This window comes from uncultured Alteromonas sp. (assembly GCF_963976965.1).
In the GTDB taxonomy this organism is placed as follows: domain Bacteria; phylum Pseudomonadota; class Gammaproteobacteria; order Enterobacterales; family Alteromonadaceae; genus Alteromonas; species Alteromonas naphthalenivorans.
This window is the reverse complement of record NZ_CAXBMP010000003.1, coordinates 15,834-36,564: the sequence shown is the minus strand read 5'-3', so window position 1 is coordinate 36,564 and position 20,731 is coordinate 15,834. Positions and strand designations below refer to the sequence as shown.

Sequence of the window (20,731 nt, the reverse complement as noted above, 5' to 3'; positions counted from 1 at the left end):
AAAACTACTTTGTTGAAATTAAGTGCCGGAAAGTAAGGTTAATTCTACCACCGATATGTTTAGTCGTCTTAGCAATACCGTGCAGATAATGCGATTGAGTGGTTTCCCCCATGACTAATAAACTTCCGTGCTCCAATATTTGGGTAAAACGGGCGCCAGTTTCTTTGTGTTTAAACACAAAAGGGCGAGACTCACCAAAAGTGACCGACGCTACCACGGGATTAGGTCCGAGTTCAGGCTCATCATCAGCATGCATACTCATGCTGTCTTGCCCATGTCGATACCAGTTTGCCAGCACACTGTTGAAGGGTATATCACAAACCTCGATGCATTTATCTCGAATGACCGCTAGTTCAGGGGTCCAAGGTTGTGGTGCAAGCTTAATACCCGAATATTTATAAAGACACTCAGGATCACCTTGCCAAGCCTGTAATCTAGGCACGTCGAGGTATTTTCCATACATACGAATGGTATCTTGTCGCCACGGCAAAGTGCTTTCAAACACGCCTTGGTAGTCATTCGCTTGCTCTGAGCTAATCCATTGCGGATAATAGCGCACCTCAGCTTCTGGCAACGGTAGCGTAATGGGTGAGTTTTTCGCTGCTTTCGCGTCAGTAAAAAGTGGTAATTGCATAACACCCCGATAACTTTAGACAAGAAAATAATGAATACAGAATTTTCAATGGCAGAGCGCCAGTTTACCTTAATACGCTACCCTGAAAAACATCAGCATAAAAGCCTACAAGCGTGGGATAGTGCCGATGAGCTGCTTATTGAGCATGTGGAAGCGCACCTTGAAGCGCTTGTTGAAACTCAAACTGAAACATCCTCTACCTTGGGGCCCATACTCATTTTTAATGATGACTTTAGTACCCTTGGATGTTGGTTTACGCAGTATAATCCTATTTGGATTTCAGATTCGTATATTAGCTTGCGATCATTACAAGAAAACCTAAGGCGTAACCATTTGAAACCGGTTATTGATGAGGCTGGCGCACTAACGTCACCCGTAACCAGTTTAACCAGTGTTGAAAGCCTTACTTTCATGCCAGAGAATGCCCCCAGCGTTATCATGCTGAAAGTACCTCGCACACTGGCGTTACTTGAACAACAGCTTATCGATATTAAACGCTATGCTGCGCCTGGTACGCATATTGTGGCGGCAGGTAAAATAAAAGCCGTGACCAAGTCGGTATCCGCCTTGTTTGAGAAAATCATTGGCCCTGCTAAAACCTCTTTGGCAAAGAAAAAATCGCGATTGGTTTTTAGTACCCTTGATGAAAAAATTTCACCTATCCCTTCGCCTTATCCTGAAACATGGGAATGCAAAGGCGCCACAGGCCAAACCTTCGTATTAAAAAACCACGCAAATGTATTTTCTCGTCAGTCATTAGATATTGGTGCCCGTTTAATGCTTGAGCATATGACCGTAAGTGCTAACGAAACCGTGGTCGATTTAGGCTGCGGCAATGGAATATTAGGCGTAAACGCTTTAGCCTTGGCAGGCGACTGCAAGGTCATATTTATTGATGAGTCTTTTATGGCAGTGGAGAGTGCGCGATTAAACGTACTTGAGAATTTCCCAGACAAAATCGACCAGTGTGAGTTTATTGCCAGTAATTGCCTTGAAAGCTTGCTAGAAAAGCAACAATCGCCTTGGGTAACCAAGATATTGTGCAACCCCCCTTTCCATCAACAAAATGCCATTACCGACCATATTGCATGGCAAATGTTTAACGATTCAAAACACGCGTTAGTAAAAGGTGGCCAGTTAGTGGTGGTTGGAAACAGGCATCTTGAACATCACGTTAAACTTAAACGCATGTTTGGTGGTTCAGACGTGCTGGCAAGCGACAAAAAATTTGTTATTTTGGGCACAGCTAAACGATAAGGAATGTACATGTTAAAACCGCTTATAATGGCCTTAATTTTCTCAGCTCTCGTTTTTACGTCAGCAGCAATGAGCCCTAACGCATTGGCGGCTAAAAAAGATGATGGCTCACAAATTCAGCCAGATAACTATTACCCTAGAGTTAAAATTGAAACCACCATGGGTGATATTGTGGTTGAATTAGACCGCCGCCGTGCGCCTATTACCGTGAATAACTTTTTACGTTATGTAGACAAGCGCAGTTATGAAAACACTATTTTTCATCGTATTGTGCCAGGGTTTGTGGTGCAAGGCGGCGGCTATACCACCGATTTTGAAGGTAAGTCTAATTACCCTGAAATATTCAATGAGTCGGGAAATGGGCTAACCAATGACTTACACACCATCGCTATGGCCCGACAAGATGATCCGCATACTGCAAATCGTCAGTTTTTCTTTAACGTTAACGACAACGAAACCCTAAACCCAGGTCGAGACTGGGGCTATGCGGTTTTTGGCATGATTGTAGAAGGCGAAGATATTGTGGATGCGATGTCTGAAGTGGAGACCGAGTATTCGCTAATGCTGAACACCAACAATGTACCTATTGAGCCTATTATCATTAAAAAGGTGACTGTGCTTCCACCGTTCTAACGGCTAGCGGAATCACTGTTGCGCCAGAATAGGGTTTGAACCGGTGTGGACCTATCAATAAAGTAAGGGCCGCGTTTTTTAAACCCTAGCTGGCGTAATAGATGTTGAGAACGTTCGTTTTCGGGGTGGGTAGAGGCGGTAATGAAATGCATATCTCCTTCCATTTCCACCCAATCAATAACCGCTTTAGTTGCTTCTAACGCTATCCCCTGTTTACGCGCATCTGGTAGCAGCGCAAAGCCTAAATCAGGGCAACTGAAAACATAGCGATTAATTAGCCCACACACACCATAAGGCGCGGTGGTTTTTTTATTTCGTATTGCCAATAAGCCATATCCCCACTCACTAACCTGCGCGTTCACTCGGTCAATATAGTCAGCGGCATCTTCAACGCTCGCCACACCACGATAACCAATAAACTGCTTCCATAGCGGGTCTTGGTGCATTTCAACTAACCACAGTTTGTCAGCTTGCGTCAGTGGGCTTAATTCCAACCGTTCAGTTAGTAACAACATGAATGACTATGCCTCTGTGTGGATTGTGTTACCTTTTTTAGCAGCGTGTCTATTTGCGTTAAATGTTGCTTAGAAATAGCGGCAGCTCTTGGGTAAACGGGATTTACTCTGTCATTAATTCTAGGGTGGTTCCAACCATAAGTGTGTTCAATAAAAGCGGTAGCTTCACTTATCCCGCCATGCTCTAAGCAGCCCACTAGACAAGTATCAATGTAGGTTTGTGAAACGGGGAAGTCGCTGCTGGGGTGATGACACAGTAAAGTTTCACATAACCAGAGTTGGTGATGGCTTAACGCATCACGAAGCGCAGAAGTGAAAGAAGGTTGATTGCACAAGGAGGAACTTACATGTTCGATTGCACTGGCTGGCACTTCCACAAAGCGGTAGTTTTTTTCTCGCGCGCGCAATGAAGGGTTTACCTCGGCAGGAATAAGCTGGGCATTTAATTGAGATGTTCTATCGGCAACGGCGCCAACATAGGTTTGTTTTTCTTGCAGGCTTCGGGTAACCCATGCGCGTTTAAAACCTGAAACACGCACGGGTAAACCTTGAGTATAAATACCGGAGTGACGCTCTCGGGAATCTCGACTAAGCAAACTGCCATAACCTAGCACAATATGTTTACTTTGCTGGCTAGCTAAGGTAGCTAACCAACTGTCTTTCGCTGAATCTTTTATCGATTCATTTGCCGAGCTTTTTACCGACTCTTTAACCGAGCCGTCTGCTGCTTTTACGTCTACCAAGCGCACCCCGTTTTCGCTGCAATATTAGAACAGCGCACGTACTCCTAGCGTAAGATTACGGCCAGGTAGTGGCGCTTGATCTTTCAAAAATGATGTATGAACGCGAGCCTCTTCGTCGGTTAAATTGTTTCCTTTTGCATAAACAATCCACTCTACGCCTTGGCCACCAAATTCGTACTGAACACTGGCATCTAACAAAGTATAACCATCGGTTTGTGTTTCGTAAGACGCAACGTCATCTTGGTCATCATACCAAGTTACGCCAACATCAGCACTTAGCCCATTGCTCATATAACTGATGTTACCACCAAATCGCATAGGAGGCGTTCGAGGTAGGTTATCATCTTCAATTTCTGCGTTAATGTAATCGCTAAATACCGTTACGCGTACTTGCCCATTTACATCATAGTAGGCTTCGGCTTCCAGACCCCAGATATCCGCATCAGCTTGCTGGAAGTAGTAGATAGGTGTGCCTTCTTCTTCATGGCCTTCCTCTTCTTCTTCCTCGTGATCTTCGTGCTCTTCAGTTATTGCCAATAACCCTGTATTTGTTTGATAAATATAATCATCTGCTTGGTTATAAAACAATGAAACCGTATAGCCCCAATCGCCAGTGAATTTACGGAAAGTAACATCGATATTGGTGCTAACTTCTTTTTCTACGTCTTTTAAGTCTTCTTCAATATGACCGTCTTCATCTAAGTCAAAAACCAAACCTAGCTCGTAGCTTTGTGTGGCCAAATGCTGACCTGCAGAAAACAGCTCTTGTTGGCTAGGCGCACGCTCACTACGTGAAAGTGTAGTGGCAATTGAGCGACCTGCTGCATATTCCCAGTTTAAACCAGCAGATAAAGACGTACTGGTGAAGTCATACTTGTTGAAGCTATATGACGTGACTTGCTCTTCATGTTCTTCGTGATCCTCTTCTTCTTCATGCTCTTCTTCATCAGCATGGGTCACTTCAAGAGATAATTCACTGTCATCGGCATCGTATTCGGTGTATTCAACACGACCACCTAATTCGAAGGTCACATCACCCACGACTTTTTGCTCTACAAGGTAAACCGCATAGTTAGAAGAGGTATTTGCAGGGGTAAAGGCTTCTTCACCCTCGGCTTCATAATCACTGTGTTGGAATTGAACACCTAGCACACCATGCCAGCCATCCACTTCTTCGTGAGACACTGAAGCGCGTATATCGCTAGATTTGTTAGTGAAGATAGTCCCTTGCTCGCCATCTTCAATTTCAACATGTTCGTAATCGGTATAAGCCGCAGCAAACTTAGCATTGGTTAACCCTTTGATAGGTGAATGCCATTCGCCTGCCGCTTGATAACGTGTCATGTCTACGTCAATCAATACGCCTTCTTCTTCGTGCAACTCTTCATCATGATCTTCTTCGTCATGATCTTCTTCATCATGATCTTCATCATCGTGGTCTTCTTCATGTTCGTGACTGTGACCAGGCACGCCATAACGGTTATCAAGTTGCTCTACCGCAAAGCCAAAGTAACCTTCCTCACCAATATAAGACAAGCCAGCCGTTATATCGCTGGTTTCCATCGCAGTGCTTTCTAATACACCGTATGCTTCGTCTTCATCAGGCTCTACTGAGGCATAACCAGGAATATCAGTGTCATCTGTGTTACGAGAGTAACCATCGATATGCCATGCAAAGTTACCGCTGCCACCAGTGACATCACCGCGAGCGTATTTACCGTTATCTACTGTGCTGTAGCTAACTTCAGCCTCGCCTTCAACACCGTCCATTTGATGTTGCACAATACGCTTATCAACAATATTAACCACACCGCCAATGGCGCCGCTTCCATATTGTAATGTTGCAGGACCACGAAGCACTTCTACTTGTGTGGCACTTGCCAGGTTGCTCGTGACGTTGTGGTCAGGGCCAACACGAGATACATCAGAAACATCTAAACCGTTTTGAACAATTTTAACCCGTGGGCCATCGTTACCACGAATAATCGGGCTACTTGAAACTGGGCCAAAGTACGTACTTTGTACCCCAGGTGTATTCTTCAATGTTTCGCCTAATGTAGGCGCTTCAATACGTCTAAGGCGCTCTGCTCCAATCACGGTTACAGGTGTAACAGACTCAAGCACTGAAGATTGTAATGCGGTAGCCGTCACAACAATATTTTCAACTGATGAAGGAGTAAGTGAAAAATCTACGGTTTTGTCACCGACGATTTCACCAAGGTCGTTATCACCATGAATATATTGGCTTGAAAATACGTGAAGATGTACATGAGTTTGCTTAACATCGTTAAAACTGTAAACACCATTTTCATCGGTGGTAACGACTCGGCGCGTACCTTCAATGCTAACCTCGGCACCTTCGACGGGTTGACCTGATACATCGGTAACTTTACCGCTAATAACAGTCGCAAAGGATGGAGACGAGAGTAGACCTGCTATCGTAAGACTTAGCAGTGAACGCATTTTCATAACGGTTTCCCTAACAAATTTTTATTCATTTTGACCAGTTGCATGGCCATTTTTGTGATGTTATAACATCTTGTAGGTTAGGGCGTTTATTGTCAATGGCAACTTGTCTACGATTTAACTTCATTCAGCGACAAGATTATCTAAGTAAGTCACTGTTTAGTGAAAACAACGCTCTGATTTGAGCTGCTACGATTACTATCTTGGGCTGGAAAAAGGTAATAGGAAGCAAGCGTTACGAGCAAAGTAAGAACCTAGGCTCTACTCACGGGAAAGTTAAGCACCTCTTGAATATGCGACGCCCCTATTTTAAGCATTAACAACCGATCTATACCTAACGCTACCCCTGCGCAGTGTGGCAAACCGTTTTCTAGCGCAGACAGAAATCGCGTATCAATGGGCTTTACAGGCTGGCCATTTTTACGACGCTTCTCATTGTCTTGCTCGAAGCGTTGTTTTTGTTCCGAAGCCTCGTTTAATTCATGAAAGCCATTCGCTAACTCTGCCCCTTTAAAATACACTTCAAACCTGTCGGCAGTACGTGAGTCTTGTGCATTGATGCGGGCGAGGGACGCTTGTGAAGCAGGAAAACCAAACACAAAACACGGCCGCTCTTGACCAATAACCGGCTCAATCGCCATTGAAAAAAGCAGTTGTAATTTACTGTCTTTATCAAGCTGTTCAGGGCTTGAAATATCGATATTGCAGTCAGCCATTTTAGCCAGAAGCATTTCATCAGTTGCGGTGAGCGGGTCAATACCCAACCGAAATTTAAACACATCTTGATAACTGATTATCTCGCCAGCATCTGTACCTAGCGTTTCTATTAATAACGCATCAACTTCCTGCATTAGGGCATGGTGGTCGAAGCCCGGTCGATACCATTCCAGCATAGTGAATTCAGGGTTATGCCAGCGCCCTTCCCCTTCATGTCGAAATGCTTTGCAGATTTGATAAATAGCTCCACTTTGACCGCACAATAGGCGTTTCATAGCAAATTCAGGAGACGTTTGTAGATAAAGGTCTACCGGTGCGCCATCCCGCGAATGATTAAACTTTGTAAGGAATGCATCGAGATGTTCATCGGTTACCGTGCCGCTGGATAATAATGGCGTTTCTACTTCCAGCACATCTCGGGTATAGAAAAAGTGTCTTATGCTACGCAGTAAATTGGCTCGTGCAATTCGAGAATCATGTGATGAGGTTGGTTGCCAGTCGTTCATGAACAGAGGTGTCTTTGCTTATTGATAAGAATGATGACAAATACGATAAACAGCTTCGGGGATTATCGATTAGTAAGCTTTATTTGGCGAATCACCCATAGGAAAAAATGTGTAACGGTAAGCGAGTTACCGATGCCAAATACGGCATCGGCTAACTGCAGCTGTTTCTTATTTCTTACTTACTTTTGTTACTTTTGCGCACGAGACGCATACTCACCAGAGCGAGTATCAACTTTAATTACTTCACCGGTTTGCACAAACAAAGGAACACGTACTACTGCGCCCGTTGTTAGTGTAGCTGGCTTACCACCTGTACCCGCTGTATCGCCTTTAAGGCCTGGGTCAGTTTCAGTAATTTCAAGTTCAACGAAGTTGGGTGGTGTTACTGTAATTGGCGTACCGTTCCACAAGGTAATAACGCACACATCGTTTTCTACCAACCACTTAACACTATCGCCTACTGCTTTTTCGTCTGCCGCGATTTGTTCGAATGTTTCGTTGTTCATAAAGTGGTAGAATTCGCCGTCGGTGTACAAGTAAGCAAGCTCAGTGTCTAAAACATCTGCGCCTTCTACTGACTCACCAGAGCGGAAAGTTTTTTCTAAAACTTTACCTGAGATAAGTTTACGAATTTTAACGCGGTTAAATGCCTGACCTTTGCCCGGCTTCACGTATTCGTTTTCTAAAATGTTACAAGGTTCACCATCCAGCATGATTTTCAGGCCGGCTTTGAACTCGTTAGTGCTGTAATTAGCCATAATTCCTCTGTCTAAACATAAGGTACAAAAAATTTCGTGGAACAAATAATACCTAAAAAAGCGATTTCTGTAGAGCATAACTGGCAAAAAGAATTAGCTAATAGCTTTACCAGCCCTGAAAAGCTGTTGTCTTTTTTAGATTTACCCAGCAAAGACTACGAACAAGACAGTAAAGCACGACGCCTTTTTCCTATGCGTGTTCCTCGGCACTTTGCCTCGTTAATGGAAAAAGGAAACCCCAACGACCCGCTTTTTTTGCAAGTGATGCCACTTAAACAAGAGTTTAGTATTGAACCGGGTTACACGAAAGACCCATTAGAAGAACACGATACTGCTGGTAAAGGTTTGCTACATAAGTACGACTCTCGCGTATTATTAATGGTACGTACCGGGTGTGCGGTTAATTGCCGTTATTGTTTTCGCAGACACTTTCCATATGCCGATAACGCGGTGAATAAAGCCCAGTGGCAAGAGGCATTAGATTACATTGCTGGCAACCCAGCCATTAACGAAGTGATTTTCTCGGGCGGCGATCCGCTAATGGCAAAAGATGATCACCTGGCCGCATTAGCAAAAGAAATCGCCGCAATACCGCATATTAAACGACTTCGTATTCATACCCGTTTACCGGTTGTACTACCCGAACGCCTCGATAATGCTTTTTTTGACTGGTTTACTCAGCTGCCTATTCAAAAAATACTCGTATTGCATGTTAATCATTCAAATGAAGTATCACCAGCGCTTAAGAGCCGCTTAGAAAAATTGCGCACTCACGGGGTTACCTTGTTAAACCAATCGGTGTTGCTAAAAGATGTAAATGACTCAGCGGATGCACTGTGTGAATTAAGTGAGCGGTTATTTGATGCAGGGGTTCTGCCCTACTATTTACATGTACTTGATAAAGTAGAAGGGGCAAGTCACTTTTATGTTAGTGACGACATGGCAAGACAGATTATGCAAGAAGCGATAAAGCGCCTACCAGGTTTCCTTGTGCCTAAACTCGTTAGAGAGATAGGCGCTCAGCCTGGCAAAACGCCCATCGACTTACATTTACATCCCTAACCTTAAGCGAAAGTATCTATATTTGCGCCTACAGCTGGATTAGAAGATGTTGATTTTGGTACGTCAGCTGAATTTTCTAATAGCTGAAGCGCCGCTTTTCCTTCTTGCTCTTGTTGACCCTTGGCCAACTTAAGTGAAGCGAGTTCAAGTGACGCACCGGACGTTCCAGAGGCACTAGCACCTTGTAGATCCATACCGTTTTCCTTTGTTGCTTGAAGCAAAGTAAAAAAATAGGCAAAATTGCCCACCTTCGAGGTTATCGGCGCGACATGCTGAAACTTTAATCTAATTTTACACTGCTTTTTTCAGGCGACTTTTGTGAGACGTCTTTTATGGGGCTTCTTTTACAGGAAAAGATATGCAAGGTATTCACCAACAACTACAAGATACTATCCAGGCCCTTTACCGTAAGGCGGTGGATGCAGATCAGGCATTGGATCGTTTGCAAAAAGACAGTCAAGGTAAGTTTGCCGCCATATTTGCAGAAGATAGCCCTTTCACCACACAAGCAAAACGCTTCGGCCCCTATGTAGAGGAAATTGCATTAGATTGGCAAGCGCTTAAAGACATGACAGAAGAAGAAGCGAAGGCAGCGCTACCTTCTTTGATTAAAAAGATTGAATTGGCACTCACTACCGTCTCTCAATTTCAGCAGTCACTGGCAAGTAAATAGTCGCGCTTTTTAACCTACAAATACCATTAACCTATAAAATTCCATGCTACCTTGAATCGTATTTAGGTAGCATGGCTGGTTAGATTTAGGCTCAAAGGGCTAGCGCTCGCTATTAGTGCTCCCCGACATCACCCGCTTCAATTTGATTTATTAAATTCCCCTCAGCATGCGCCTTTTGATACATAGGCACTTGTTTGATAAGGCGTTTAATCTCAGCCACTTCATTCAAATAAGCTTCACTGTCTACACGCCCATATTTTTCGGTAAATGCTTGCTTACTTAAGCCTTCGGGGAAGGCTTTAATCGCTGGAACAATATCGTTATCAGATTGAATTCGTGCCACAGCATTTTGTGTACTTTCGGCATGCTCAGGCATGGTCGCCACTCGGGCAAATTGTGAGCCCGACATATCAGCACCTAAATCAACAAAGCTGTAGCCTGAACCACCTGCTCCTCTGTCCATTAACTCTTTAAATTCACCAATTGCCCACGACATATCCTGCTCGGCAAGTAACTCAAGGGCAGCGGAAATAATAAAATGGCGGGCTAAGTCGTTACGCGCTAATAAAATAGCCGGGGCTCGGGGCTTTAATGCTTTTGTTGGGTCGGGCTGTAAATCGCCCACTAGGCTACCAATACGATAGTGCCCCACATACGCAGCAAGGGCCAATATCACCGCTTTATTATGTAGCGCTGCCTCGTGGGGAGAATGGCTTTGCTCTCTTGCGCGAGCCATGCCTTCTCGTAAGTACTCAATAAGAGGCACTGGTTGCTTTGATAGCGCTAAATCACGCCCTGAGATGTAACGCAAATAATAAGCTGCAAGGGTTTGAAGCTCTGTTTCTTCTTGAACGCCCATATTGTTAGACACCACGGTAAGCTCTTCTAACAAAGAGGCCAGTGGCGCAGTATGTAAGGACACTTCACCGCGGCGCATCGTCACTTTTTCAACACGAGTCAGTGCAATAGTGGCAATTTCGGACTTAGTCCAATAATTTATACCCTTTTCAGCAAACGAGAGCATGAGAGGCCCAGACAAAGACAAGTCTCCCACACTAATATAATCAATTTGCAGGCTATCGCCGGGTAAAATTAACGCTGATACATTGAAATATAAATCAACACTGCTGGGTGAAAAGGTAAAGGTAATCGTACTGCCCACTTCTGTTACGTTCACAACGCCACTAAAATTAGGCACGGCCCGCTGCAATACGCCCACTAAGCTTTCTATTTGGGTTTCGGTTAAATGAATAACGTGGTTAGAACTTCGCTGAGTGAACGCATTTTGTAACTGAGACAGCAAGTCGTTAACGCTATCTGCGCCATCTAATTGGTTTGGTGCACTAGACACCACCAACGGCGAACGCTGAACCACAGCTACGCTTACCCCAATCAATACGACAAAGGTCACCACGAATAAAACAACGAAAACACCAAGAATCCAACGGGCCATTCTCATCATGATTTAATCACTTCCCAAACACCATGCATACATACCACCACGACCTTACCTAAACGCTACGTTGTGAAGAGTAGAAATAGTAGCTAAATCTAGTGTTTATGACTAGCGACCTGTGATCTCTTGTTCTAACCATAATGGTAAGCTTTCGTAACGAGAGGTCGCTTTCGAAAAATCATGGGTGGCCGATTGTGTGGTTGGAATAACCACACAAGGTATTTCTGCCGATACCGCTGATTGCATGCCGGTGTGGGTATCTTCAATGGCGACACACTGCGCTGCTGAAACCCCTAACTTTTCCATGGCCAGCTGGTAGCAATCGGGGGCAGGCTTACTGTGAGTAACATCTTCTACCGCCACCACACATGAAATGTATTGAGCTAGGCCATAATTTGCGAGGGTTTTCTCTACCGACAAAGTACTTCCCCCAGTCACAATTCCTATTGTGTAGCCTTTATCAGCGCATGCTTTTATGGTTTCAGCAGCGTGTGGCATAAGTGGGAAAGCTTGCTGTGAAAGATACGCTTCAATTTTTTCGTGTTTCTTTTTGGCCAATCGCTCAGGGGTTTCGTCTAATGAGAAATGCTCAACGACATCTTTGGCATTTTGCTTAACCGGTATACCCGCCATTGCTTTACAGTAAAATTCATCTGTTAGCTCTGCACCGTAACTGGCCACTATTTCTTGCCACAGTGTAAAGTGGACGCGCTCTGAATTAATCAAGGTACCATCATGATCAAACAATAGCGTGGTAGTGTTATTGGAAACGGAAGAACTTGCCATCGGCTCACCTCGAATATGAATAAATGTTAAAACGATTTTCCAACTACTTGCGTGAATGATTGTTAAAACATGCAGTGGTAACTGTACTTGAAAAAAAGAACCTCCAATCAGGAGGTTCTAGATAGACTGTCAGACTAAATACCTAACGTGTTAGCGTTCGGATTAACGATGCCCGCAGTTTTTTGGAAAACAAAATATCTCGCTTAGTCCACGGTAAGCTTTGCTCACCATCAATTTCACTCCACCGCTCAAATGACGCACGTGGTGAGAGCATGCCTTGTTCGTTAACGTCTTTTTCCGGTTTACCAGCCCAATGGGTTATTTGCGCTTCGGGCTGTCTAAAGATATACAATCGCGCTTTAGCTAATTCGTAGTTCATACGAATTAGCATTACGCCTCTGACATTTTCTGGGTCTACTGTCTCTAGCCCTGTGTACTGGCGAATATCTTGAGTATGCAGAATCACATCAGAGGTGTCTGACTGAAAGACTTTATCAATACGCTTTAGCTGTTTTGTATCATAGCCATCATCGTCACTGAAAAACCACTTCCCATTAATAAAAATGGCCGCCCCGCATGCGGTGAAATCTTGCTTTACGTCTTCTAAGAACGCTTGAGTTGCTTGGTCATCTTTCAAGCGAAGCTTATGCGTAATGGCCCCAACCTTCTCATCTAAAGACGTGAGTAATTGCAGGCGCTTTTTCGATTTGTGCGTGGAGTACACCATAGAAAAATACTTAACCAGCATTTCAGCTTGATGGCGCAACTGCGCATCAATGTGCGATTCGATGCTATTGTGACAGGATACTATGCCCCACAGCTTACCGGTTTGAATGATAGGAATAGAAAATGATGTAGCCACCCCCATATTCTGCATGTATTCGCCATGAATTGGCGACACACTTCGTAAGTCTGAGTAAGTTAAGTTTAGCGGTTGTTCTGCTTGATTCAGAAAGTCAGCGGGCGGTGTAGCACTACTAGCAATATATCGTGACGGATTCTCATAATACATTTGACGGGCAATAGCAGGTATGTCCGATGCTGGAAATTTTAATCCAAGATACTTTGGTGCCCCTTCAATCACTTTTTCAGCCACGACTTCGCCACTCCAAAGCTCATTAAAGCGATAAAGCAATATACGTTCGCAGGGCAGAAACTCATCAAGGGCTGCGATAAGTTGCTCCCAAAAATCTTTATCTTCCCAATGCTGTTCGATGGTCGGAAGTATTGAGGATCTTAATTGTAAGTACTGACGCTGAGAAACATTGGCAACACTAGACTCTATCTCAATTAAGATACCTTCGTCGCTACGATGGCTTCTGAAATTCAATACCTTATCGTTTAAGGGCTCGTTAAAGGCATAAGCTCTATCGCCGGCCTTTGACCCTAAATTATACAGTAAACTTAACGGCAACCAGTCGAGTGATTTTACTGGGCAGCCCACCAGTTCAGAGGGCGAAAGTTGAATAAAGTGGGCCAAATTACTACTAGCGGCAGTGACCTGCAAAGATTCACTATCGATAAAGAACGCACCGCCAAATTGCTGAACCTTGCCACTTAAATGCAAAGCCTCTTTTTCACAATTCTCAACCAAGGCGTCCATCTCAGCATTGTGTTTATTAAAGGTAGTCGTATCAGGGTTCATAATATTATTAACTAATTTGTTTATTAAGCTCTGCGCATGTAAGCATAGGCGAAAAAACAAGCCCCTGTACTACATCGCACCCGATATCCCGTAAGTAATCGAGTTGCTGCTGAGTTTCAACTTTATCCGCGATGATTTTAAGGCCTAGTGCTTTTCCTGCATTAATCAAAGCGTGAATAAGTTTGTTTGAATCATTGTTATCGCTAACGTCGGCTAATAATCGGCTGGATAGCTTAATTTCACTCGCTCCGCTTTGTTGAAGCTGAGATATTGCACTCTTGTACAGGCCATAGTCGTCAATACTAATCACACTGCCCATCGAGGCCAATGTCCTCAACCGATGGTAAATTCGCTCTTCACCACTTTCAATATCTTTTTCTGATACTTCGAATTTAAATAGTCCTGCGGTTAGTTCATAACGGTCTAGTACTGCCACAAAGTTTTTAATAAAATCAGATGTAAGCAACTGCGATCCAGATAAATTAATCGCTATGGCGGGCAGTTTACTGCCAAGTTGAATATATTGAGCAATTTCTCGCGCAACCAACTCAACCGCATGAAAGCCTATGGTTTCAATCAGTTTTCCGCGCTCGGCAATATTAATAAATGACTCAGCATTAAGTACTTCACCGTCGCTATTTTTATAACGCAGTAATGCCTCGGCGCCAACTATGGCGTTCGACGTAGACTCAAACTGAGGTTGGTACACCATTGAAAACTGTTTACCATCTAATGCTACTTTAAGCTGTTTTTCGACTTCTAAACGGGCTAATGCCTGCTCTTTCATCTTCGCGGTAAAGTACTGATATTGGTTGCGACCAGTAGATTTCGCTAAATACATGGCTTCATCAGCGTGCTGCAAGAGTACTTCTGAGCTAATCCCATCAGCAGGGTAAACGGCGATACCGATGCTCGCAGAAACCGAAATAGAATGGGTTGATACATCAAACTCATTTTGAACCTGGCTGATAATACGCTTTGCAATATCATCAATTTCGTCAATATGAGAGGCCGATATTAAGGCTACAAATTCATCACCGCCAATTCTCGCCAACAAATCGGTATCGCGAATACATTGTTGCAGACGCTTCGTGACCTGCTTGAGTAGCAAATCCCCTACCTTATGTCCTAAGTTGTCGTTAACCGGCTTAAAGTTATCTAAATCAACAAAGAGTACACCGCATAATTGCTTGCTGCGCTTTGCCCCACTAATCATTAGTTCAAGGCGTTCAAGTAACACGGTTCTATTGGGTAGCCCCGTAAGCTCGTCATGGGTAGCGAGATATTCAATGCGGCGCTGCATATTCTTTATTTCGTCAATATTGCTATAGGCCGCCACGTAATTAACAATATCGCCATTGGCGCCTTTCACCGCATTAACCGTTAGCCACATTTTTACATGACTACCATCTTTAACCTTGTTAATGACCTCACCTTGCCAAAATCCTCGTTCGTTCAACGAGGCTTTCATTGCTAAAAAGAAATCTTTAGAGTGCTCTCCTGATTCCAGCATTTTTGGCGTTTTGCCAGTTAACTCTTGCTGAGAAAACCCCGTTAACTCAGCAAACGTTTCGTTAGTGGTAAGAATGCGCTGGTTGGCATCGGTAACAAGAATAGCTTCACTGGTACGTTCAAATATCTTGCCAGCTAATCGCAATTGTTCATTAGCATGTAGCTCTTTTGAAATATCTGTTGCTTGGGTACAAATTGACTTAATGGTGCCTTCGGCATCAAAAATAGGGAATCGCACACTTTTGATAATAACTTTACCGGCTCGTAATATGAACTCATCAAGCGTTTCTAACGGGGATAAAGTACGCATGGTGTCTAAGTCTTTTTCACGGAACTGACGAGCCGTTTCTCGCTCAAAGATTTGAAGGTCGGTTTTGCCAACCACTTCTTGTGCAGTTACGCCAAAGACTTCCTCAAACCGCGAGTTAACAAACTCATATCGACCCGCATTATCTTTAAGTGCAATTAACGCCAACGAATTATTCATGATAGACAAAAGCTGCTCTTGGCTTTTTTCAATTCGCTCGTGGGCAATAACCAATTCTGAATTATCAATAATAACTAAAATAGCCCCAGTGATGCGGTCTCTACTGTTTAGAATTGGCGTAATAAACACATTGTAAGTTTCTTGGCTCGACGGCTTGATCACTATGCTGGTATTTACCCCGTTGCGCAGGGTTTTGCTTAAGCGCTTTTCAATGTCTTCAAAATAGTCGGGGAAATTAAGCGTGTACATCGGCTTTTTAAGCGAGCCATTATTTAAATGAAAACGGCGATTGGCGGCGTCATTGGTTCGACTTAAGCAGGTATCGGTATCAAATACCAAGATGGGAAAATCTAACGTGTCATAAACGCTCATCAACTCACTGTTTATCGCACCTAAATCAGCAGACTTACGCATGCTTTCTTCGTTAACGCTAATCAGTTCTTCATTGGTAGCCTGAAGCTCTTCGTTGGTAGCTTCCAGTTCTTCGTTATTCGCTTGTAGCTCTTCATTAGCGGCCTGCACTTCTTCATTAAGTGCCTGCATTTCTTCTGCTGAGGCAGCCATTTCTTCGGTAAGCGTTTGTAGTTGCTCACGGGCCGCAATCAACTCAGCAACATCAGCTTCATTGGTTGCCAGCGCCTCTTTAGGCTCGACATCAATGATGGCCTCGTCTTCGTAAAAATTAACTAAGTAGTGCTGAGGGCTTTGGTTTTCTAGCGGCAGTACCCGTAATTTCCACAGTTGACTGTCATCGTCACCTAGTCGCTTAGCGCGGCTTGTCGCTATTTCACCAGTACGACTTGCCTTATTAACGCAAGAAATTAAGTCTGCGGCAAAAGGCACAGCAATCAGTTTCGATAAGTTAAGGTCGGGCACCCCAGATGGAAAAGTAATAAAGCGCTGTAAGTTGCCATGCGAGTGTAAAATGGCAAATCTCTCACTTATTAGTAAACTTGGGCCAAAACTATTCAGCACCGAACGGGTAAAAATATTTTCGTAGCTGTTAGTGATAGCCGTTTTCGTTTTGGTGATATCTACATGGCTTTTTAACATTTTCGGTAGTGCAGGAGGCTTAGATGCCTCGCTCACTTTAAAAATTCTACTGCGCCTATCAAGGGCAACAAACATATCTTCTGTTGAACCAATCGATTCAGACTTACCTAAAAAGAGAATACCTTCTTTGGTTAACGAGTAGCGAAACAGTGATAAAACCCGCTGCTGCAAATCGCTGTTAAAGTAGATAAGTACATTTCTAAATGACACCATATCAAGGTGTAAGAACGGCGGATCCCGCGTGATATCCTGACGCGAAAAAGTAATTACATCACGCAGCAATTTTTGCGAGTAATACGCATTGTCTGCATATCGAAAGTATTTATCGGTTAAATCCGATGAAAGGCTCGCTATGGCTTGAACAGAATAAGCACCTTTACGAGCAACTGAGAGCGCATGTTCGTCGATATCAGTCGCAAAAACCTGTAAGTTGGCATCAATACCCTGCTTCTCAATAGCCTCTAGAAACAAGATGGCTAATGAATATGCCTCTTCCCCTGTAGCACATCCTGCTACCCATAACCGAATAGCGTCGCCACTGTTTTTACGCTCTACAATACTTTCGATGTGTGTACTGATAGCTTTAAATGCTGTGTTGTCTCTGAAAAAATCGGTAACTGAAATCAGTAGTTCTTTCGACAACGCAATGACTTCGTCAGCGTTATTATCTAAATAAGCCAAATAAGTCGGCAAATCTTCAGTTTGTGTGGCAATTAAACGGCGATTCACTCTGCGCAATAAGGTCGATTGTTTATAAAAACTGAAGTCTATCTTTGTAGCCGTTCTTATCTTTCCGTAGAGCTCACTCATTAATTCACTTCGAGTGTCTTCCTGCACAGCTAAGAAATTGCGTGCTATGTTTTGTGAAATATGTGCTATTTCTGGCCCCATTTCTTGGGGCTCAAGAATTGAATCCACAGCCACATTTTCAAGAGCCGCTTTGGGCATGCCATCATATTTTGCTGATGCAGGATCTTGTACAAAGGCAAATCCACCGACGCTTTTAATAGCCTTCAGCCCTCTGGCACCATCGCTGCCAGTACCCGATAAGATAACGCCAATTGCGTGATCGCCAATTTCATCAGCTAATGATTCAAACAAGAGGTTAACGGAGGGCTTAGGAGATAGTTCATCCGGTGATTTATCGAGGTGTAAATACCCCTCTTTGTATTTAAGGTGGTAACCCGGTGGCCCCACATAAATGGTGTTTGCTTTAATTTTGCAATGCGGCGTAGCCTCAACCACAGGGTATTCAGTTTCTCGCGCCAATATTTCCGTCATTTGGCTTTTATGAGTAGGAGATAAATGCTGAGCAATAATAAAAGACGCATTGATGGCTTTTGGTAATTCGCTTACCAGATTGATTAATGCTTCTATTCCGCCCGCTGAAGAGCCTACGCCAACAATAAAAGGAGCTATCTCAGGTTTAGTCGCCCGCGATGACGGTAAAGATTCCATACTACATTTAGCTCCGTTTGAGTTAACTGAATGCTAATGCGAACATTCAGTATTTGCGGCATCTTCACCGCATCTAATACGCTTACTATACCAGTAACTAGCACTCCAGAAATATACCAAAGTCTAATATTATTACGTTAAATAAAACGTGTTATGCGCCTAAAAGGTTCAAACACCTCAAAGTTTATGTTGAAAACTAACGAAAACATCAGGGTAACTCGCTAGTATTAGTTAAATAATTTCTCGGTATTATTTGGTAACTATTTCATCACCCTAAATATAGTTTCGATATCGAGGCGCTAAACAGGAAGATATTAGTGAAGTGGAGCAGCAAAGAAGCTTGAAAGTAATGGGTAAATGCATATCTATTGATAGGCGAATTGCTTGAGGAATTAATACGTGAACGACGAAAGGGATTGGACAGAGTGAAGCCATATCGATACCGATATGGCTAACAGGCAAGCAAAGGTTAAACGCCGACTTCCGCCATATTTCCTTTGCTTTCAAGCCAGATTTTTCTGTCGCCAGAACGTTTTTTGGCTAACAGCATGTCCATCAACTCTAGCATTTCTGCCGAGTCTTCTATCGTGAGTTGAACTAACCTACGGGTATTGGGATCCATAGTAGTTTCACGAAGCTGTAACGGGTTCATTTCACCTAGCCCTTTAAAGCGCTGAACGTTTACTTTACCGCGTTTTTTCTCTGCTTCTATACGATCCAATATGCCTTTTTTCTCGCCTTCATCCAGCGCATAGAAAACTTCTTTGCCCACATCGATACGAAATAAAGGTGGCATGGCCACATAAACATGGCCTTGGTCGACTAGCGTTCTAAAGTGCTTCACAAACAATGCACACAGCAAGGTAGCAATATGCAGTCCGTCGGAGTCGGCATCCGCTAATATACAAATTTTACCGTACCGTAAACCTGATAAATCGGTAGAATCTGGGTCGATACCTAACGCTACTGATATATCGTGAATTTCTTGTGATGCTAATACCTGTGAAGAGTCTACTTCCCAGCTATTAAGGATTTTACCGCGAAGGGGCATGATAGCTTGGAATTCTCGGTCTCTAGCTTGTTTGGCAGAACCACCTGCTGAATCACCTTCCACTAGAAAAAGCTCAGAGTAGGAAATGTCTTGAGACGAACAATCGGTTAATTTACCTGGCAGTGCTGGCCCTTGGGTGACCTTTTTACGCGCCACTTTTTTGTTTTGACGTAATCGGCGCTGTGCATTGTTGATACACATATCTGCCAAGGCTTCGGCCACTTCGGTATGTTGGTTTAACCACAAGCTAAACGCGTCTTTTACCACGCCAGAGACAAAAGCAGATGCTTGGCGTGACGACAAGCGCTCTTTGGTTTGCCCTGCAAATTGTGGGTCTTGCATTTTGGTAGACAAAATATAAGCACATCGGTCCCAGATATCATCCGGTGACAGCTTCACCCCACGAGGCATTAAGTTTCTAAATTCACAAAACTCGCGCATAGACTCTAACAAGCCTTGGCGCATACCATTTACATGGGTACCGCCTTGGGCAGTAGGGATAAGGTTAACGTAACTTTCGGTGGTTAACTCACCGCCTTCAGGCAGCCACATTACCGCCCAATCAGCGCCTTCGGTGTTACCTTTAAAGCTACCTACAAAAGGGACATCAGTAGGAAGTGTTTCGTATTCTTGTACCGCTTGATACAAGTAATCTTGCAAACCATCTTCGTAGTACCATTCTTGTGAATCTTTGGCGATTTTATTGTCAAAACGAATACGTAAACCTGGGCTTAGTACGGCCTTTGCACGAAGATTATGAATAAGACGGCTGGCTGAGAATTTTGCTGAATCGAAGTATTGCGGATCGGGCCAAAAATGTACCCGGGTACCAGTGTTACGTTTGCCGCACGTATCTATTACCGCAAGTTCTTCAATTTTATCGCCATTGGCAAAGGCAATTTGATACACGTTACTGTCACGACGAATAGTGACTTCTACCCGTGTGGAGAGGGCGTTCACCACTGAAATGCCCACACCGTGTAACCCCCCAGAAAACGCATAGTTTTTGTTGGAGAATTTTCCCCCAGCATGTAGCTTACTTAAAATAAGTTCTACACCAGAGATTTTCTCTTCTGGGTGGATATCCACCGGCATACCACGGCCATCATCAATGACTTCAAGAGATTGGTCTTCATGCAAGATAACTTTAATGTTGGATGCATGACCTGCTAGGGCTTCATCCACACTGTTATCGATAACCTCTTGGCCCAAATGGTTGGGTCGTGTGGTATCGGTATACATGCCTGGGCGGCGCTTAACCGGGTCGAGACCGTTTAAGACTTCAATTGCATCAGAGTTATATTGATTTGACATAGTTA

16 protein-coding genes are annotated in these 20,731 nt (G+C 43.7%); 4 read left to right on the top strand and 12 right to left on the bottom strand.

The window, feature by feature from the left end; genetic code table 11:
- Positions 1–4: 4 nt before the first annotated feature.
- Positions 5–634 carry an alpha-ketoglutarate-dependent dioxygenase AlkB gene (locus tag AAC006_RS03300; protein WP_126872428.1) on the bottom strand — a complete coding sequence of 210 codons (630 nt, stop codon included), beginning with the start codon at positions 632–634 and terminating at the stop codon, positions 5–7.
- 30 nt (positions 635–664) lie between these two features.
- Here AAC006_RS03300 and AAC006_RS03295 point away from each other — a divergent pair, with 30 nt between their 5' ends.
- Both AAC006_RS03295 and AAC006_RS03290 read left to right on the top strand, forming a co-directional pair.
- Positions 665–1,891, top strand: coding sequence for a methyltransferase (locus AAC006_RS03295; RefSeq protein ID WP_126872427.1), 1,227 nt, complete (start codon positions 665–667; stop codon positions 1,889–1,891).
- A gap of 9 nt (positions 1,892–1,900) precedes the next feature.
- Positions 1,901–2,524, top strand: a complete 624-nt coding sequence (locus tag AAC006_RS03290; protein ID WP_013785479.1) for a peptidylprolyl isomerase — start codon at positions 1,901–1,903, stop codon at positions 2,522–2,524.
- Here AAC006_RS03290 and AAC006_RS03285 read toward each other — a convergent pair.
- The 5 genes from AAC006_RS03285 to efp all read right to left on the bottom strand — a co-directional run bounded on the left by AAC006_RS03285 (position 2,521) and on the right by efp (position 8,229).
- The gene (locus tag AAC006_RS03285; protein ID WP_013785480.1) at positions 2,521–3,039 is read right to left on the bottom strand and encodes a GNAT family N-acetyltransferase; all 519 of its coding nucleotides are present in this window, start codon (positions 3,037–3,039) and stop codon (positions 2,521–2,523) included. The two genes, AAC006_RS03290 and AAC006_RS03285, sit on opposite strands and share 4 nt — an antisense overlap.
- On the bottom strand, positions 3,027–3,788 hold the full coding sequence (locus tag AAC006_RS03280) for a gamma-glutamylcyclotransferase family protein (protein WP_126872426.1): 762 nt from the start codon (positions 3,786–3,788) through the stop codon (positions 3,027–3,029). The genes AAC006_RS03285 and AAC006_RS03280 overlap by 13 nt, the downstream gene beginning before the upstream one ends.
- A gap of 18 nt (positions 3,789–3,806) precedes the next feature.
- Positions 3,807–6,251, bottom strand: coding sequence for a TonB-dependent receptor (locus AAC006_RS03275; RefSeq protein WP_126872425.1), 2,445 nt, complete (start codon positions 6,249–6,251; stop codon positions 3,807–3,809).
- A 251-nt stretch (positions 6,252–6,502) separates the two neighbouring features.
- Positions 6,503–7,471 carry an elongation factor P--(R)-beta-lysine ligase gene (epmA, locus tag AAC006_RS03270; protein ID WP_013785483.1) on the bottom strand — a complete coding sequence of 323 codons (969 nt, stop codon included), beginning with the start codon at positions 7,469–7,471 and terminating at the stop codon, positions 6,503–6,505.
- 188 nt (positions 7,472–7,659) lie between these two features.
- The gene (gene efp, locus AAC006_RS03265) at positions 7,660–8,229 is read right to left on the bottom strand and encodes an elongation factor P (protein WP_013785484.1); all 570 of its coding nucleotides are present in this window, start codon (positions 8,227–8,229) and stop codon (positions 7,660–7,662) included.
- A gap of 36 nt (positions 8,230–8,265) precedes the next feature.
- Here efp and epmB point away from each other — a divergent pair, with 36 nt between their 5' ends.
- The gene (epmB, locus tag AAC006_RS03260) at positions 8,266–9,291 is read left to right on the top strand and encodes an EF-P beta-lysylation protein EpmB (protein ID WP_126872424.1); all 1,026 of its coding nucleotides are present in this window, start codon (positions 8,266–8,268) and stop codon (positions 9,289–9,291) included.
- Between the two features lie 2 nt (positions 9,292–9,293).
- Here the strand turns inward: epmB and AAC006_RS03255 are convergent, their stop codons facing one another.
- Positions 9,294–9,485 (bottom strand): hypothetical protein, encoded by a 192-nt coding sequence (locus AAC006_RS03255; RefSeq protein WP_013785486.1) that lies wholly within the window; start codon positions 9,483–9,485, stop codon positions 9,294–9,296.
- A 164-nt stretch (positions 9,486–9,649) separates the two neighbouring features.
- On the opposite strand from AAC006_RS03255, the gene AAC006_RS03250 reads away from it, so the two are divergent.
- Positions 9,650–9,964 carry a hypothetical protein gene (locus AAC006_RS03250; RefSeq protein WP_126872423.1) on the top strand — a complete coding sequence of 105 codons (315 nt, stop codon included), beginning with the start codon at positions 9,650–9,652 and terminating at the stop codon, positions 9,962–9,964.
- Positions 9,965–10,076: 112 nt separating this feature from the next.
- Here the strand turns inward: AAC006_RS03250 and AAC006_RS03245 are convergent, their stop codons facing one another.
- From AAC006_RS03245 to parE, 5 genes are all read right to left on the bottom strand, one after another.
- Positions 10,077–11,426, bottom strand: coding sequence for a hypothetical protein (locus AAC006_RS03245; protein ID WP_260563470.1), 1,350 nt, complete (start codon positions 11,424–11,426; stop codon positions 10,077–10,079).
- Positions 11,427–11,528: 102 nt separating this feature from the next.
- Positions 11,529–12,206 carry an HAD family phosphatase gene (locus tag AAC006_RS03240; protein WP_126872421.1) on the bottom strand — a complete coding sequence of 226 codons (678 nt, stop codon included), beginning with the start codon at positions 12,204–12,206 and terminating at the stop codon, positions 11,529–11,531.
- Positions 12,207–12,348: 142 nt separating this feature from the next.
- Positions 12,349–13,851, bottom strand: a complete 1,503-nt coding sequence (locus tag AAC006_RS03235; protein WP_126872420.1) for a GAF domain-containing protein — start codon at positions 13,849–13,851, stop codon at positions 12,349–12,351.
- A gap of 7 nt (positions 13,852–13,858) precedes the next feature.
- On the bottom strand, positions 13,859–18,361 hold the full coding sequence (locus AAC006_RS03230) for a chemotaxis protein CheB (RefSeq protein WP_126872419.1): 4,503 nt from the start codon (positions 18,359–18,361) through the stop codon (positions 13,859–13,861).
- Between the two features lie 469 nt (positions 18,362–18,830).
- Positions 18,831–20,726 (bottom strand): DNA topoisomerase IV subunit B, encoded by a 1,896-nt coding sequence (gene parE, locus AAC006_RS03225; protein WP_013785492.1) that lies wholly within the window; start codon positions 20,724–20,726, stop codon positions 18,831–18,833.
- Positions 20,727–20,731: the final 5 nt, after the last annotated feature.